Below are 16,986 nucleotides of genomic sequence, written 5' to 3' on the forward strand. Positions count from 1 at the left end.
CACAGCGGCCCGAACCCAAAACTTGAACGTTAAACCCTAGGAGCAACGACCATGGCCAAAGGCAAACTCTGGAACCGACATTCCCCACTTTCCCTGGAACAAGACCTGAAAGGTGACCCCAAAGGCCGGATCTTCGAATCACGGGCCGGCATCAAAGACCTCACCAAGATCCTTGTCTGCGGCAGCTCCGTCGACACCGTCAAGCAACTCTACAACGGCAGCCTCAAGCCCGACCTCCTGGAACAACTCCAGAACTCCCTGGAAGACGGCCTGTTCCGCTTCCAAAGCGGATTTGGCGAAATCTGGCACAGTGGCAAGATGGCCAAGATCTCCGGCTACCGCTACAAACTGCAAAACAACGACCTCGGCGTCATCATCCTCATCGCCAGCTACTACAGCAAAGAAGACCAGCCCGGCAGCCACCTCAAAATCGAACTGAGCCCGCACTTTATCGCCGGTCGGGGAATCCAGCAGATCCAGGACACCCTGGACCTGATAGCCCACAACATCCTCACCGACTACCAAGCGGCCGGCGTCGCCGTCCATCTGGCCCTGGACGTCCAGAACTGGCAGCCGCCGCAGGACTTCCAGGAACGCTTCTCCACCTATGCCCGGGCCGTTCGCTCCTACGACGGCATCGTCGACTTCCAATTCGACGACCTCAGCACCATTGCCGTCAAATACGGCAAGACCCAAGCCGAAACCTACATGTTCGGCAAAGCCAACGCCCTGCAAACCTGCATCTACGACAAGACCAAGGAAATCCAGACCCGCGACAAAGTCGACTACTTCCAGCGCTATTGGGAAGCCTACACCTTCGGCCAGTACAACCCGGAAAAGCCAGTCTGGCGCATCGAAATGCGCCTTCACCACCGCATCATTCGCGAGATCGGCGAAGGCATGGAGGAAACCCTCGAAGCCTTCCACCAGGTCACGGCTCACCTCACCGACATCTGGCGCTATGCCCTCAACCGCAACCGCCTCGACCACTCCAGCGTCTACATCGACCCGGCCTGGCAGCTCTTCCTCGAAGAGGCCGAGTTCTACCTACCACCCAATGGGGTCTATATGCGCAGAAAAAAAAAGCAAGACGACTCGGCCATCGGCAAGAACATCTCGTTCCTGGTCGGCAACCTCGTCTCGCTCTGTGCTAGGCACCACCACACAGCCCCCCAGGTCATGAAGCAGCTTAAGCGCCTGGACTGCTATGAAGACATCGTCCGCTACTACCGATCCCGAAACCTCACAGAATCAGACTTGCGCCAGCACATTGAGAAAGGCTTGTGCCTCAGGCGACTGATTGGCAAAGCGGCGTAAGTCAACTATCCACAACCAAAAATACAAAAAAGTGTGTAGGCCAAAAACTACAGTAGAAAGTCAATACCTTGCATAACCGCATGATTTGTCAAGGTAAATAATTGGCAAAAAATTGCGCAGTTTAACGGCAGTCTTGAAAAAATCTGTAGTTAACTGGGGAAAACCACGAGTTTTGCACCAAGTTATCCACAGGTTTTGTGAATATCTAGTGACAGCCCCATGTAAATACTTACTTTCTCGGCAATGGCAATTAAGAAAATTGCATCGGGTTGGCGCGTCGACATGCGGCCGTCAGGCCGCGATGGAAAGCGCATACGCAAGACTTTCAAGACGAAGGCCGAAGCCATGCGCTTCGAAGCATTCCAAACCATTAAGCATGTCCAGGGCGTCGAATGGGAACCACCCAAGAAAGACAGCCGCCGACTATCAGCACTAATCGACCGATGGTTCGCCCTGCACGGCATACACCTGAAAGACGGCAAAGCCCGTCGAGGAAAGCTGCTGCGAATCGCCCAGGCCTTGGGCAACCCCTCAGCCAACACCTTCACCGCCCATGACTTCACCCACTACCGGGCAGAACGTCTGAAGGCAGGAACATCCGCCAACACGCTCAATCATGACCTCGCATACCTGCGAGCCCTATTCAACGAACTGGAGCGACTCGGCGAATGGAAAGGCGGGAATCCGGTATCACGGATCCGCCAACTCAAGATCGACGAACGCGAACTCACCTATCTGACGAGAGAACAGATCGCCGCGCTACTCACGGCCCTCAGCGAATCCAGAAACCTCGATGCCGCCAAAGTCGCCCGCGTATGCTTATCCACTGGCGCACGCTGGACCGAAGCGGAGTCACTTCGCTCCGAACAAGTGCAGCGCTATCGCATCACCTTCTGGGGAACCAAGAACGGCAAAATCAGGACCGTACCCATCACAGCCGAACTCTACGAAACCATTCATACCGCCCGAACCGGCAGACTGTTCAAGCCATGCTATGACGCTTTCAGGAATGCAGTTGAGCGAGCTGGACTGAGACTACCGGAAGGACAAATGACACACGTACTGCGACACAGCTTCGCGAGTCACTTCATGATGAACGGGGGGAACATTCTGGCGTTGCAGCGGATCCTGGGACACGGAACGCTGACGATGACCATGCGTTACGCTCACCTGGCTCCAGAACATTTGGAAGAAGCGGCCCGGCTAAATCCCCTGCAAGGCCTTCAGCTGTAAATGTGGACACTTTGTGGACACGGTCCGATCAAAGAATCCGGAGACCAATCCCAAGTCTCTGTTTAGTATGGTACCTCGGGCCGGAATCGAACCGGCACGCCGGTAAAGGCGAGGGATTTTAAGTCCCTTGTGTCTACCAATTCCACCACCGAGGCAGAAAGCAAGGCATCGGGCTCATGAGCCCGATGCGGCGTCATCAATCAGACGGTACTTGGTCGCGAGACGGGTCAATTCCACGTCGTTCTTGACACTCAACTTGTCAAAAACCCTGTAACGATAGGTGCTGATCGTCTTAACGCTGATCGCAAGCAGCTTGGACATTTCCTGGATGGATTTGCCCTGCAAGGTCATGGTCACCACCTGCAGCTCACGTTGCGATAACTGGTTGAAAGGCGAGTCGTTTACTCCGTGGATGTTGGCGAAGGCCAATTCGCTGGCGACGTCTGCACTTAGATAGCGTCTACCGTTATAGACGCTCCAGATGGCGCTTACCAGTTCGCTGACTGGCGAACTCTTGGAAATGTACCCGTGCGCTCCAGCACTCAACAGCCGTTGCGGGAAAGGCCCGTCGGCATGGACGGTGAGCGCAATGATCTTCACATCGGGGAAGCGCCGGCTGATCTTCTTGCTGGCCTCGATACCACCGATGCCCGGCATATTGATGTCCATCAGGACCACATCGGGCTGAAGTTTCGCCACCTGGTCGATCGCCTCTTCGCCCGAACAGGCTACGCCGACCACATCGATCCCGTTGCTTTCCCTCAGCAAATGCTCTATCCCCGTCCGCACGAGTTCGTGATCGTCGACCAGTAGAACATTCACCATAAGACGCAGCTCGCTAAAACGCCGCCCAATCGGAATAAGAGCCGCCACCGCAGCCGGCCGGCAACACCTGAACAAGCTCAGATAACAGCAACTCATCGGAGGGCGTGGGATTCGAACCCACGAGGACCGTTAAGTCCTGCCGGTTTTCAAGACCGGTGTATTCAACCACTCTACCAGCCCTCCAAGAGCGGTATCCTAACCGAAATCGTTTACGCCGTCTAACGCCGGCACGGCGACTGGAAGGCGGCGCCAAGCCGTCCGAGGCCTGGCTCAGAAGGGCGGTTCCTTGCCCGTCAGCTTGTCGAACATCCAGAAGGCTCCCTGGGTCAGGATAACACCGAGCCCAAAACCGCCAATGAAGAACTCTGACGCATGTGCGCCGCCCAAGCTCGCGGCAAACTTGCCCGCGAGGAATCCCACGACGATAGCGCCACCGATTTTCAGGCGCTTGGAAATTTCATCTGTATTCATGGTTCAGGCTACCCTGCGCCCCGCCTTGACGTGTTGGATGTACGATATTGCCATTGGCTTCCATCGGGATGCAATCCGGGTCGTCTGACTTCGTTGCTTACTACCGCTCGTCGCAGATTTGCTACCGCTCGTCAGAAAAGCGTGCGGATAGAACTGAATCGCTGCTATATATAAGGCTCATGAAAAACCAAAGATTTGACACAGGTTTCACGCTGATCGAGTTGATGGTCACCGTCGCCGTCGCAGCCACGGTGTTGACAGTCGGCGTGCCCAGTTTCCGCGAATTGATCCAGAATAATCGCCTGACCACGGCCGTGAACGACATGGTCACCGAGTTCAACCTGGCGCGAAGCGAAGCGGTAAAACGTGGCGCCCCTGTAACTTTGTGCAAGCGGAATACCGCCGGAACCGGATGTGACTCTACCGTCGCCTGGCTGAGCGGCTGGATTGTGTTCGCCGACACAAATGGGAATGGCACAGTCGACAGCGGCGACCAGATTCTGAGAATCCACGGGCCCCTGTCGGGCATCAACAGCCTCAATTTTGGCAGTCGAAACCGTGTAACGTTTGACGGACATGGCTTCGCTACCGGATATTCCGGGACCATGAGCTTTTGTGATGACCGCGGACTATCAAAAGCCAAGGGACTCATTCTCTCCAATACAGGCCGCCTGCGCGCCGCGGGCAGCGGGGACACCCTAACCTGTTCATGAATCTCTGTCGTGGAGGTAGCCACATGAATCGCCTGAACGGCGGCTTCACGCTTCTGGAAGTGCTGGTCTCGGTCCTGGTGCTGGCCATCGGCCTGCTCGGAATGGCGGCGCTGCAGATGACAGGGCTTAGCAACAACTACAGCGCCTATTTGCGTTCGCAGGCGACCCAGATCGCTTACGATTTGGCGGACCGCATGCGGGCCAATCCGGCCGGTGTTTTTGCTGCAAATTACAATAACCCTTCGATGCCTTCCAGCGCGCCGACTTGCACCGATTGCACGCCGGCAGACATGGCCAGCCGCGACTTTTACGAATGGCGGCAAGCGATCACCACCATCCTGCCAGGCGGAACGGGCGTCGTCTGTGTTGACGCCACCCCCACAACAGCCGCATGCGACGGCACCGGCAACATCTACGCCATCAAGGTCACCTGGACGGACCGTGAAAACGGTGCCGCGGTGACCAAGACCTTCGTCACGAGTTTCTGGCCATGAAGACGAAGCTGCTCAAGACACCAACGAATTCCGCTCAGTCATGCCAACGCGGGATCACCATGGTCGAGATCATGGTCGCCCTGGTTCTGAGCCTGGTTTTGGCCGCCGGTGCGGGACAAATCTATCTCGCCAACAAACAGACCTACCGCGTGCAGGACGCGCAATCCAGGCTGCAGGAAAATGGCCGCTTCGCTTTGGACGTCATGACCCGCGATCTGCGCCAGGCGGGTTACGTCGGGTGCAACTCGGCCGTAACCAAGCTTCGCGTCATCGCCAAAGCCCCGCTGATTTCTCTGCCGCTGACCGGCACTAGCGCCCCGGCTCTTCCAACCAATGTCGTGGTGGCCTCACCGGTCACGGGGGGAGATAACAATACGGCCGGCACGTATACCAACCCGAGTCCCGCAATCTCATCCACGTTGGCCAGTAACCAGCTTACTTCCGTGGTGCGCGGAACTGACGCTTTTTCCGTTCAGTTCGCCGAATCCTGCGGCGGGCGCACGACCAGCCCCATGACGGGCGTCAACCCAACCGGGATGATTGCCGCCGGCAATTCCTGCGATATCACGGTAGGCGCAGGAACGACGGCTGGTACGCCGCTGGTCATCTCGGACTGTTCAACATCGCACGTGTTCCGCGCCGCTTCGGACAGCTCGCAAAACTCATTGGAAGGTACGGATAGCGACACCCTGGGCCGCTATCCGTACCCCATTGACTCGGAAATCCTGCGCTACCGATCCTATACCTATTACGTGAGACTGAACGAGGCCGGGCAACCGGCGCTTTACCGCCTGGACAATAACAGCGCCACAGGCGGCAACAACCCCATGGAACTGGTTGAAGGCATTGAAAATTTGCAGGTTACCTATGGTCTCGATGTGGATTCGGACGGTGCCGCCAATCAGTTTGTGGATGCGCCCACCGCCGTTTGGCCGCAGGTGGTTGCCGTACGGCTTGTGGTGACGGTCCGTACAATCGAGGACAACCTGGCCTCGGCTGCGCGCAGTTACACCTTTAACGGCAGCTCTGCCACTGACCGCCGACTGGTGCGCACGTTCAGCGCCACGGTGGGCCTGCGCAACCGATTGCCCTAGCGAGATACCGCCATGTATGCATTTCCGAAAACGCATCGCAGCCAGACTGGCGCGGCTTTGGTCGTGAGCCTGCTTTTCCTGTTGGTGCTGACCTTGATCGGAATCTCGGCGATGCAGGCCACGTCCCTGGAGGAGAAGATGGCGGGTAATCTGCGCGATCGTGCGATCTCGTTCGAGGCCGCGGAATCCGCCCTGCGGAGCGCCGAGAACATCCTCAAGACCCAGTCATCGTCCCTGGTCTACAACTGCGTGACCGCAAGCGACGCCAACCCGGGGCTCTTCCTGAATGCGTGCCCGCCCACGGTATTGACGGACAGCTTCTGGCAAGCCGCAGACAAGCGCACCTTTACCGGAACCGACCTCGCAAGCGTGGCAGGACGCCCCGAATACGTCATCGAGCAGGTGCCCGACCAGAGCGACGTGGTAGCCGGGGCCGAGCCAGACATGTATTACCGGGTCACGACGCGCGCCGTGGGCGGCACCACGACGGCAGTAACCATTTTGCAATCCGTTTACAGGCCTTAGCTTGACACCCGTCGCGGTGGAGGCAGTCATGAGCAGCATCCGTTTACCGTTTAGTTCGCGCAACTCAGCTTTTGCTTGCAGCGCGCTGGCCTTGCTCCTATGCGCCTTTCAAACAGGCCTTATGGCGGGGACCATTGCGCAGACGCCGCTCTACTTGGGGCAAAGTTCCACTCCGCTGATCCTGATAACCATGGAGCGGGACCACAAGCTTTACTACGAAGCCTACAACGATGCCTCGGATATCAATGGCGATGGCGCGCTGGACATTCACTACAAGCCCGCCATCGACTACTACGGGTACTTCGACTCCCACAAGTGCTATAGCTACAGTTCTGGCGTATTCACGCCCGTGGAAAATACCCTGACCAAAAAGTGCACCAGTTCGACCGGCCGCTGGAGCGGCGACTTTCTAAATTACCTCACCATGTCGCGCATGGATGCTCTCAGGCGGGTTCTGTATGGCGGCTACCGCAGCACGGACAGCGCCACGGAAACCGTTCTTGAACGGTCCTACATCCCCCAGGATGCGCATAGCTGGGGCAAGGAATACAACAGCACCACGATCGACGGTTACAACATCACGGAATACACGCCCCTGAGCCTACCAGCCGCGGGCACCCGGCATTTGTTCGCCAATACCACGCTTTTGTGCCCATCGGGCAATTCCGATCCAGGATGCAGTTCCAACTCGGGGCTACCGTTGCTGCGAGTCCTTACGGATACGACCTATCGGGTTTGGGAATGGCTTTCCATCGAACGGCCAGTGGCGGGGGTCGAGTGCGCTACAGGGAACAATTCACGCGCGACTTGCGCGAATTCCAGCGGAACGTACACAGGCTACGCCGGTGATGCCAGCGGATTCGCCACGATGGAGACGCTGTTTGCCAATTCATCCCATCAGCAAGGCTCGGGCACACCGAGCAATGGTCGTATTGACGGCAGCGGCAACCCGTATGGAGACGACGATTACTATCTCAACATTTTCACGGGATCCATACTGGTTTCAACGAGTGGCTCTTATCAATTTGCCGTGGACGGTGACGACGCCGTCGACGTGATCATCGACGGAACCGTCGTTGCCAGTTGGTATGGCGGTCACGGCAACTGCAACTGTCAGGATCACAAAGGTACGATTTCCCTGACGGCAGGTACGCACACCCTGAAATTCAGACATCAGGAAGCCAGCGGCGGAGACAATTACTACCTCTGGTGGAATGGCCCGGATAGCAGCAACACCTGGGTCAAGGTGCCTTCGGGATCGTTCATCGGGCTGACGCAAACGACTTATAGCGTCACCTTGCCCACCTCGGCCATGACTGACTATGTGGTGCGCGTAAAAGCCTGCGTCAGCGGCCTGCTGGAGAGCGAATGCCGTGGCTACCCATCCAACACGTCTTCGCCCAGTGTTCACAAGCCGAGCGGTATCCTTCAGGAATATGGCGAAGGCAATCGCATGGCGTTCGGGCTGATGACCGGCTCCTATGCCAAGAATACGTCCGGCGGCGTACTGCGCAAGAACATCTCCTATTTGGCGGACAGTGCTCATTCTGCCGACCAGGAGATAAATACGACTACCGGGCAGTTCAGCACCAGCGTTAACGGTGTCATACAGACCATCAACAAGCTCAAAATCGTTGGTTTTGGTTCCAGCTATTCCTACGACCAAAGTTGTGGCGTTCCGGAGGTCAGTGCGCCCCTGGCCGAGGGCCGATGCCGAATGTGGGGTAACCCGATAGGGGAGATCATGTACGAGGGCTTGCGCTATTTCGCAGCCAACCCCATCAGCCCCACTACGGCCTTCTCGATAGCAAGCACCGGCACGGACGATACGACCCTGGGACTACCTCTCCCGAGCTGGAAGAATCCTTACCGTAATCCAAGCGATGCAACGGATCCCGGTTTCCCGAGTTGCTCCAGGCCGTCCCAGTTGGTGATCAGCGACATCAACCCGAACTTCGATACCGACCAGGTGCCGGGCACCTACTTCGCGACCTACACGGGAAGTCTTACGGGCCTCAATGTCCAGACGCTGGGCAATACCATCTGGACCGGCGAGTATGGCTCGGCTACGCCGTCATTGTTCATCGGACAGTCCGGTTCGACCTTCGACGGCGCGCCCACGCCCAAGACGGTGAGCAGCTTCGGCAACATCCGTGGCCTGACGCCAGAAGAACCCACGCAACAGGGAGGGTTCTACGCCGCCAGCGTTGCCCTGTATGGCAAGACCACCGACCTGAATTCAGCATCCGGCAACCAGAAGACCGACACTTTCAGCGTGGCGCTGGCGTCGCCGCTTCCGCGCCTGCAACTGCCGGTCAATGGCAGGATCATAACCTTGGTTCCCTTTGGCAAAACCGTGGGTGGCTGCGGGACGATCAACACGGCCTCTGGTCAATATCAGCCGACCAACACCATCGTCGATTTTTATGTAGACACCATCAAGAATACTGATGCCACCAACCAGGACGCCACGGTGAATGGTGGGCGAGCCTACGCCAAGTTCCGAATCAATTACGAGGACTCGGAATATGGCTCGGACCACGACATGGACGCCATCGTGGAATATGAGTTGATCGCCAAATCCGATAACACCTTGGATGTGAAATTGACCTCGGGCTATGCGGCTGGGGGTTGCATCCAGCACATGGGCTATGTCATCTCCGGCTCCACGACAGACGGCACTTATTTAGAGGTGCGCGATTCCGACACCACCAGTGACGTGGATTATTTTCTGGACACCCCGAATACGTCGGGCGCCGCCCTGCCGTTAATCACCACCCGCAACTTCACCCCCGGAACCAATCCGTCCGCCGCCTTCATCGCCCATGATCCTTTGTGGTACGCCGCCAAATGGGGGGGATTCTTCGACACCAACAGCAACAACCGGCTCGATGCCGGCGAGTGGGATACGGCCGTGGCAGGTACCCCGGACAGCTATTTCCTGGTGACCAATGCCGGTAGGCTCAAGGAGCAATTGGACGCGGCCTTTTCGGAGATTGTACGTCGCAATACATCCTCGTCATCGGTAGCCGCCAATTCGACGTTCGCAGGCACGGATACCCTGATCTATCAAGCTCGCTTCAACAGCGGCGACTGGAGTGGCGAACTGCGGGCCTTTGTGCTCAACGCGGACGGCAGCGTCGGAAGCCAGGCGTGGACGACCAACCGAAGTGGAGCCATACCGTCCGCCAGCACCCGGAAAATCTATTCTTACAATCCGACCACGAGTGGCGGTATTCGCTTTTGCTGGGACGCTACCGGTTGTCCCGGAACTGGATCTGGCACTCTCAGCACCACGCAGAAAACGACCCTCGGCACAGCTGACATTGTCGATTACTTGAGGGGCGATCAGTCCAAAGAGACCACCCATTCCGGGGGCACATTCCGCGCGCGCGATGTGTTGCTCGGTGACGTAGTGAACTCAGACCCCTGGTTCGTCGGTACACGGTCCTTTGGTTACGAGAGCCTCCCGTCGACCGAAGGCACTTCCTATGTCACCTTCCGCAGCAGCGATGCTTACAAGAACCGCCGCCCCGTGCTCTACGTTGGCGCCAACGATGGCATGCTGCACGGCTTTGACGCCACGAACAGCACGACCTCGGGAGGCACGGAAATCTTTGCCTATGTCCCTAACTCGGTCATCTCCACTACGCTCAAGACACTCTCAGCGCAAGGCTATACACACACGTATTTCGTGGACGGTTCTGCCCGAAGCGGAGATGCCTATTACAGTGGTTCCTGGCATACCATTCTGATCGGCACCACAGGCGCTGGCGGTAAAGGTGTGTTCGCGCTGGATGTGACGGATCCTGATGCCTTTGGCACCACGAAGGTTTTGTGGGAGTTTACCGACAATTCCGATGCCGACATGGGCATCGCCATGACTCAGGCGACCATCGTGCGCCTCGCCAATGGTGACTGGGGAGCCATATTCGGCAATGGCTATAACAGTGCGTCAGGAAAGGCTGTTTTATACATCGTTAATGTGGCAACCGGCGCCATCATCAAAAAGATCGACACCGGCGCCACCGGCAGCAATGGTCTTTCCGCGCCCATTGTGATTGACTTGGACAACGATAGGATCGCCGACTTCGTGTATGCAGGCGACCTGCGCGGCAACATGTGGAAATTCAACATCTACAGCACATCCACCTCCGACTGGGGAGTGGCCTACAGCACGACTACCTGCGCGAGCAGCAGCGCATGCAATCCGTTGTACCAGGCCAAGGACACGGCCAGCACGCCGGCTTCCCAGCCCATCTCGGTCAAACCGCAGGTAGGGCGCGCCACCGGACGAGGACAAACCAGCGGCGTGAACGTCTACTTCGGCACCGGCAAGTACTTTGAAGTGGGTGACAACATCCTACCTGCCAGCCCGCAGGTGCAGACCTTCTACGGAATTTGGGACAAATGCAACAAGCCGATCACCGTCACTTCGCCGACGCCGACGCCCGCCCCCGGAACCGCCGACGCGGCGGACTGCGATGGCAGGGTAAGCGGACGCACGGTGCTTCAGCAGCAGCAAATCACAAACGAGTTGATTGCAGGAACGTGCTTGCGCAACCCGGATGGATCATGCAGTACCGAACTTACCGAAAACCCGGTTCGCGTTACGACCGACAATTCCTTTATCTATGGCACAGGAACAACAGATAAGAAGGGCTGGTACATAGACCTGCTGACACCGCCACCGCCTGGCACGGCGAATGGAGAACGCGTGGTGAGCAACCCGCTATTGCGAGGCGACCGGATCATTTTCCCAACATTGATTCCTTCGACAGACCCCTGTACCTTCGGCGGTTCATCATGGCTAATGGAACTGGACGCCAACTCTGGCGGGCGTCTCAATAATTCGTTCGACTTGAATAACAGCGGCTCGGTCAATGCCAAGGACTATGTCCTCGTGAACTCGGCAACCGGAAGTGTCGGAGCGGCTTCCGGCGTCAAGTCCCCGGTCGGTATCATCAAGACGCCCGCCGTGGTAGAAGATTCAATGTACGGCGGCGGCACTGGCGGAGCTGGCGGTGGCGGTGCCTGCACCGAAACCAAGTACGTCAGCGGTTCCAGCGGCGAGTTGTTCACGCAGAAGGAAGCCTGCAGCAAGGCACACGGGCGCTTGTCCTGGCGCCAGATTCGCTGAGTAAACGCTCGGAGACAGACATGAGAAACACGAGACGGGCAGGTTCACCAATCCGAGGCTTCACTTTGGTGGAGTTGATGATTACGGTAGCGATCGTCGCCATCCTGGCGTCGATCGCCCTGCCCGGCTATCGCAATCAGATTCGTAAGACCCACAGGGCGGATGCCGAGGGAGCCATCACCCAGGACGCCAATTTCCTGGAGCGGTATTTCACCGAGAATAACTGCTACAAGAGCAAGGGCGCTGACAACCTGTGCGGAACCGCTGACGATGCCAACCCGACGCTGCCCATCACAGACTATCCAACGACCAATCCACGCTATACGCTGTCCGCAACCATCGCAACCGATGGCATGTCCTACACGGTGCAGGCTGCCCCCAAGAGCGGCACGGATCAGGCCAACGATCCTTGCGGAACCCTGAGTTACACGAATGCGGGGGTCAAGAGCGCGAGTCAGGCAAACTGCTGGTAACGCCAGGCCGGACCAACAATCACGTCCCCGGTCGTCGCCCCTTCAATTGCCCCTCCTGATCCTCTTCAACAAACCCTACGGGGTGCTGACGCAGTTCACCGACCGCGAAGCCGGACGCGCGACCCTCGCTAACTTCATCCAAATTCCGGGAATCTACCCGGCCGGTCGCCTGGACCGGGACAGCGAGGGCCTGCTGCTGCTGACCGACGACGGCCGTCTCCAGGCTCGCATCGCCGACCCACGGCACAAGATGCCCAAGGTCTATTGGGCACAGGTGGAGGGCATACCGGATGCATCGGCCCTGAACCGACTCACCAATGGCGTCGTACTGAACGACGGCCCGACAAAACCCGCGAAAGCCCGTTTGATACCTGAGCCCGAAGGAATCTGGCCGCGCGATCCGCCGATACGCTATCGGGCCGCCATCCCGACTTCGTGGATTGAGTTGACCCTGCGCGAGGGGCGTAACCGGCAGGTGCGGCGCATGACGGCAGCCGTGGGCTTTCCCACCCTGCGCCTGATTCGCTATGCCATCGGAGACTGGACGCTGGAGGGGCTTGCGCCAGGTGAATGGAAGTCGGGATAAGCAAGGGAAAAGGTTCCCACGCGGAGCATGGGAACCAGAGTAGAACGAAAAGCCGGCAGGCTCCACTCGGAAACTGGAAGCCCTAATATCAAAAATCAGGGTAGCTGGAGGCCGAGCGCAAGCCTCAGATGATTACGCTCACGCCGCATCGATGCCTCGCTTCTCCAGCAGGTGTTCCAACCACAGGGACGACAGCTTTTCCTGCACGGAATTCTGCCGCAGCCGGGCGTTGAGGTTGGTGAAGTCGACCTTGTCCAGATCCTGATCCTGGTTGTTGCAGGAATAGACGAAATACTCTTCCCCGGTCTCCGGGTCCACGTGCTTGCACAGGCACTGGGCGCACACGCCTTTCATCATGCACTGCATGGGCGAGTTGATGGAGCCGACCGCCTCGTGATGCTTCTTCAGGTAGGGCGCGAGAACACCGTAGCGGGCTTCCTTCACGGCCGCCATCATGCGGTCCGACCCGATGACGATGAGGTGATCCACGTCGTCCAGGTGGATGGGGGTGGAGCCCAGTTCGCCCTTGGCGTAGGCCAGCATGGCTTCGATGATATTGCCGACGAAGGTCTTGTCCTGCGGACGCCGCGGCTCGATGGCGGTATTCCCCTCGCGCTTGTCCACCGCCCAGACGATGAGGTCCGAGGCCGCCTCGATGTCCTCCTCCTTGAACACGTCCTCGCGGTTGCGGTAGCCGGCAAAGTAAATCACCTGGTTGCCGGTCGCGCGCATGGCCTTGCCGATTGAGAACAGCACCGCGTTGCCAAGACCGCCGCCGATGAGCAGTACGGTCTTGCCCGAGGGTATGTCCGTGGGCGTGCCGGTGACGCCCATCACCACCAGCGGATCGCCAGGCTTCCATGTGGCGCACAGCCGGGTGGAACTTCCCATCTCCAGGGCGATCAGTGAAATCAGCCCATGCTCCTTGTCCACCCAGGCCCCGGTCAGGGCCAGGCCCTCGGTGGCGAGCACGGTGCCGTCCACCACCGGCGCCAGCGCCTCGAAATTCTGCACGCGGTAGAACTGGCCCGGGCAGAAATGCTTGGCCGCCATTGGCGCGTGGACGATGACCTCGATGATGGTGGGCGTCAGGCGGCGGATTTCCACGATCCGCGCCAGGAATGCGCTGTCCAGGCGTAGCTGGAACTTGGTCAGTTCGGTGTCACGCTCGTGCTGCTTCGCCATATCCAGGGACGCCAGTTCGCGCTCGAACAGCTTGACCACGTAGGGGTAGCCGTCCTTCGCGCTGGCCATGGCCTTCACCACATTGCCGGCGTAGACCGGATGGTTGTCGCCGTAAAAGGTGATGAACCGTCCGTTGCGGTCATAGGAGGTAAACGGCGCTGGCTTGCCGAGCTTGGGCTGCGGCTCGTCGGCCATGGGCTGCAACTCCATGCCCTGCGCCGCTATGGAAGGCTCGTAACGCTGGTAGAACTTTTTGTCCATCACGAAAGTATCCGGGTGCTCGGATTCGTAGATGGTATTGGGCGAAGTCCCCGCCGCCACGAACAGGCTGCGCACCGGCACTTCCAGTTCGCCGGTCTTGCGCCAGCGGCCTTCCTGCTCCTCAAGCTGCTCGAACCGCACCGCCCGCAGATGGCCGTGCGGGTCTTCCAGCGCTTCCAGCGGACTCATGCCTTCCGCCAGCCAGATGCCTTCGTCCAAGGCCTCGGCGATTTCCTCGTGATTCTGCCGGTAAGCGGGGGAATCCTTGATGCCCTTGCGGTAGAACAGGGTCACGCCGCCCCACGCCTTCAACAAGGGATAGAAGAAGGGCTTCTCGCCAGCGGCTTCCGCACGCTGCCTCTCCGCCTGGATAGCCCGGCCGTGGGCCAGGAACTCGTCCAGGATCTGGTTTTCCTCTTCGTCGTAGCGGTTGCGCACCACGTCTTCGCCGTAGATGGCGCTGAGTTTCTCGTAACGGTGCAGGATCTTTTCCACCTGAACCGGATAGTAGGCCAGCAGTTCCGTGGCCGTATCGATGGCGGTTAAGCCGCCGCCGATCACGCCGGCGGGCAGGCGCACCTGCAAGTTGGCCAGGGTCGATTCCTTGGCGGCACCGGTGAGTTGCAGGGCCATGAGGAAGTCCGAGGCCTTGCGGATGCCGCGGATCAGGTTGTTCTTGAGATCGATGACCGTGGGCTTGCCCGCGCCGGAAGCGATGGCGATGTGGTCAAAGCCGAAGTCCCAGGCTTCATTCACCGTCAGCGTGCCGCCGAAACGCACGCCGCCGTAGCAACGGAAGGCCTTGCGGCGCAGCAGGGTGAGGTAAATCACCTTGAGGAAGTTCTTGTCCCAGCGCACGGTGATGCCATACTCGGCGACGCCGCCGAATCCGAGCATGACACGCTTGTCGAGGTCCTCGTAGAGTTCGCTGAAGTCGCGGATGGGCTTGGGCGGGGTCGGGCCCTCGCCGGTCAGTTCCTTGGGCAGCGGTTCGATCTTGAGGCCGTCGATGCCCACCACGGCAAAGCCTTCATTCAACAAATAGTGGGAAAGGGTATAACCCGCCGGACCCATGCCTGCCACCAGCACCTTCTTGCCGTTATAGGGCAGTGCCACCGGACGCTTGACGTTGAGCGGGTTCCAGCGTGTCAGCAGGCTGTAAATTTCGAAACCCCAGGGCATGAACAGCACCGAGGTAAGCACGTTGGTCTCGATCTGCGGGATGTTGACCGGCTCGGTCTTCTGGTAAATGCACCCCTTCATGCACTCGTTGCAAATGCGGTGGCCGGTGCCGGGGCACATGGGATTGTCGATCACCACCAGGGCCAGCGCGCCGATGTTGTCGCCCTGGCGCTTGAGCAGGTGCATCTCCGAGATCTTCTCCTCCAGCGGGCAGCCGGTGATGGTCACGCCCAGGGGATTGGTCTTGTAACTGCCATCCTTCTTGTTACGCATGCCCTTGGAGCAGGAATCCGTGTCGCGGTCGTGGCAGTAGATGCAGTGATCCACTTCGTAGTTCACTTCCCGCTCGCCGAAACGAGGATCGGTGAGGGCGAAGCCGTCGCGGCGGCGCAGGTGTTCCGGCTCGATGGCCCAAGCCTTGTAGCCGTGCTGCTCGATGGAAGCGTGCTCCACCAGATGCCCGAAATCGGTCTTCTCCGGCACCTTGAAGCTCATCCAGCCGGCGACTTGCGGCTTGAGCGACTCCAGGCGCGCGGCAAGAAACGCCCAGCGGCACAGGGCATCGAACAATTCGGAAACCAGGCCGGCATCGTCCTGAGCCAGGGCGGTGGCGAACTGCGCCTTGGCGTCCGCCGAGGCATTCAAGCGCGCGCGAATCGGGGACACGTCACCAAGTTCCCCGGACGCACGGACGAGCAGATCGACGCCCAGCCCGGCGATAGCCGCCTCGCGATCGCAATCCAGTTCGGCCTGCGTCAGCAGGGCGGCCACGAGCGCGTCGAAACGGGCGCAGACAGCGCCTGCATCCCAATCCTCCAGCTTTTCGCCCTTGTAGCGGGCGGCCAGTTTGCCCACCACCTCGCTGCGGAAGCGGAACACGCCATCGAATTCTGCCTCGGCAGCCTGCATATGCCGGCTGCGCTCCGAGCCCACATCGAACAGCTGGGCCATGAAACCGCCCACCAGGGGAGCCATTTTGACCAGAAGGGCTGAAATCTGCTCGGGCGTCAGGCCTTCGCCTTGGCAGGCCCGATACGCCTCGAACTCGGCGAAGAGCTCGGCATCGGCTGCGCGGGCGCTACTGTCGAACACGTCCAGCAGTTCCGCGAGCTTCCGCGGATCGTAGAGATCGGCATAGCTGAAGCCAGGAACCCCAAGCGCCAGATTGGCGCCGGCAGATGTTTCGAAAGTGCCTTTCATGTATCCATTGCTCCGATTCAATTCAACGGGTCGCTGCCCGCCGGAAAAGCGGGAAATATCGAATCGCGTAGTTTATCGGTTTTTGGGGTGCTCAGGCGATACCAAAGGGGGCCTACAACGCCAAATGCAAGCGCGAAACGTATTGCAGATTTTCCAGGCCGAAAGGCAAAAGTCTCGGCAGAGCTCGCGGTGCACGCAAAAAGTGGCGCGCATCCGACTTTGGCGATTGCAGGCAGACTCCGGAATCCGGCTCTCTCTGCCAAGGAATTTTCGGACTTTCATCAACG

The 16,986-nt window shown here is 58.9% G+C and carries 12 protein-coding genes and 2 tRNA genes; 9 read left to right on the top strand and 5 right to left on the bottom strand.

Features of this window, described 5'->3' with window-relative positions; translation table 11 throughout:
• Positions 1-51 precede the first annotated feature (51 nt).
• Positions 52-1,317 (top strand): phage replication initiation factor, encoded by a 1,266-nt coding sequence (locus EK23_RS02775; protein WP_045223692.1) that lies wholly within the window; start codon positions 52-54, stop codon positions 1,315-1,317.
• 243 nt (positions 1,318-1,560) lie between these two features.
• Positions 1,561-2,550, top strand: coding sequence for a phage integrase (locus tag EK23_RS02780; protein WP_045223693.1), 990 nt, complete (start codon positions 1,561-1,563; stop codon positions 2,548-2,550).
• A gap of 68 nt (positions 2,551-2,618) precedes the next feature.
• Here the strand turns inward: EK23_RS02780 and EK23_RS02785 are convergent.
• From EK23_RS02785 to EK23_RS02800, 4 genes are all read right to left on the bottom strand, one after another.
• Positions 2,619-2,705 (bottom strand) — tRNA-Leu (locus tag EK23_RS02785).
• A 19-nt stretch (positions 2,706-2,724) separates the two neighbouring features.
• Positions 2,725-3,375, bottom strand: coding sequence for a response regulator (locus EK23_RS02790; RefSeq protein ID WP_045223694.1), 651 nt, complete (start codon positions 3,373-3,375; stop codon positions 2,725-2,727).
• A 96-nt stretch (positions 3,376-3,471) separates the two neighbouring features.
• Positions 3,472-3,558: transfer RNA gene (locus EK23_RS02795), tRNA-Ser, on the bottom strand.
• An 87-nt stretch (positions 3,559-3,645) separates the two neighbouring features.
• Positions 3,646-3,846, bottom strand: a complete 201-nt coding sequence (locus tag EK23_RS02800) for a hypothetical protein (RefSeq protein ID WP_045223695.1) — start codon at positions 3,844-3,846, stop codon at positions 3,646-3,648.
• 53 nt (positions 3,847-3,899) lie between these two features.
• Between EK23_RS02800 and EK23_RS02805 the strand changes: the two genes are divergently transcribed.
• From EK23_RS02805 to EK23_RS02835, 7 genes are read left to right on the top strand one after another with little or no spacing between them, the layout of a single operon-like run.
• A complete protein-coding gene (locus EK23_RS02805) occupies positions 3,900-4,559 on the top strand; it encodes a GspH/FimT family pseudopilin (protein WP_145998537.1) in 660 nt (219 codons plus the stop codon).
• Between the two features lie 23 nt (positions 4,560-4,582).
• Entirely contained in the window at positions 4,583-5,053 is a 471-nt protein-coding gene (pilV, locus tag EK23_RS02810) for a type IV pilus modification protein PilV (protein WP_045223697.1), read from the top strand.
• Positions 5,050-6,147, top strand: coding sequence for a PilW family protein (locus tag EK23_RS02815; RefSeq protein ID WP_045223698.1), 1,098 nt, complete (start codon positions 5,050-5,052; stop codon positions 6,145-6,147). The genes pilV and EK23_RS02815 overlap by 4 nt, the downstream gene beginning before the upstream one ends.
• 12 nt (positions 6,148-6,159) lie before the next feature.
• Positions 6,160-6,672: a pilus assembly PilX family protein gene (locus tag EK23_RS02820; protein ID WP_045223699.1), complete on the top strand. Its 513-nt coding sequence runs from the start codon at positions 6,160-6,162 to the stop codon at positions 6,670-6,672.
• Between the two features lie 28 nt (positions 6,673-6,700).
• On the top strand, positions 6,701-11,812 hold the full coding sequence (locus tag EK23_RS02825; protein ID WP_082053875.1) for a PilC/PilY family type IV pilus protein: 5,112 nt from the start codon (positions 6,701-6,703) through the stop codon (positions 11,810-11,812).
• A gap of 20 nt (positions 11,813-11,832) precedes the next feature.
• Positions 11,833-12,285: a type IV pilin protein gene (locus EK23_RS02830; protein WP_045223700.1), complete on the top strand. Its 453-nt coding sequence runs from the start codon at positions 11,833-11,835 to the stop codon at positions 12,283-12,285.
• A gap of 46 nt (positions 12,286-12,331) precedes the next feature.
• Positions 12,332-12,871 carry an rRNA large subunit pseudouridine synthase E gene (locus tag EK23_RS02835; RefSeq protein WP_045223701.1) on the top strand — a complete coding sequence of 180 codons (540 nt, stop codon included), beginning with the start codon at positions 12,332-12,334 and terminating at the stop codon, positions 12,869-12,871.
• A 138-nt stretch (positions 12,872-13,009) separates the two neighbouring features.
• Here EK23_RS02835 and EK23_RS02840 read toward each other — a convergent pair whose 3' ends face one another.
• The gene (locus EK23_RS02840) at positions 13,010-16,699 is read right to left on the bottom strand and encodes an FAD-dependent oxidoreductase (RefSeq protein ID WP_045223702.1); all 3,690 of its coding nucleotides are present in this window, start codon (positions 16,697-16,699) and stop codon (positions 13,010-13,012) included.
• Positions 16,700-16,986 lie beyond the last annotated feature (287 nt).

The sequence above is a fragment of the Methyloterricola oryzae genome, assembly GCF_000934725.1.
Lineage (GTDB): Bacteria > Pseudomonadota > Gammaproteobacteria > Methylococcales > Methylococcaceae > Methyloterricola > Methyloterricola oryzae.

Coding starts and splice junctions, on each gene's coding strand:
- EK23_RS02775 (WP_045223692.1), top strand. CDS start 52: ATGGCCAAAGGCAAACTCTGGAACCGACATTCCCCACTTTCCCTGGAA.
- EK23_RS02780 (WP_045223693.1), top strand. CDS start 1,561: ATGGCAATTAAGAAAATTGCATCGGGTTGGCGCGTCGACATGCGGCCG.
- EK23_RS02790 (WP_045223694.1), bottom strand. CDS start 3,375: ATGGTGAATGTTCTACTGGTCGACGATCACGAACTCGTGCGGACGGGG.
- EK23_RS02800 (WP_045223695.1), bottom strand. CDS start 3,846: ATGAATACAGATGAAATTTCCAAGCGCCTGAAAATCGGTGGCGCTATC.
- pilV (WP_045223697.1), top strand. CDS start 4,583: ATGAATCGCCTGAACGGCGGCTTCACGCTTCTGGAAGTGCTGGTCTCG.
- EK23_RS02815 (WP_045223698.1), top strand. CDS start 5,050: ATGAAGACGAAGCTGCTCAAGACACCAACGAATTCCGCTCAGTCATGC.
- EK23_RS02820 (WP_045223699.1), top strand. CDS start 6,160: ATGTATGCATTTCCGAAAACGCATCGCAGCCAGACTGGCGCGGCTTTG.
- EK23_RS02825 (WP_082053875.1), top strand. CDS start 6,701: ATGAGCAGCATCCGTTTACCGTTTAGTTCGCGCAACTCAGCTTTTGCT.
- EK23_RS02830 (WP_045223700.1), top strand. CDS start 11,833: ATGAGAAACACGAGACGGGCAGGTTCACCAATCCGAGGCTTCACTTTG.
- EK23_RS02840 (WP_045223702.1), bottom strand. CDS start 16,699: ATGAAAGGCACTTTCGAAACATCTGCCGGCGCCAATCTGGCGCTTGGG.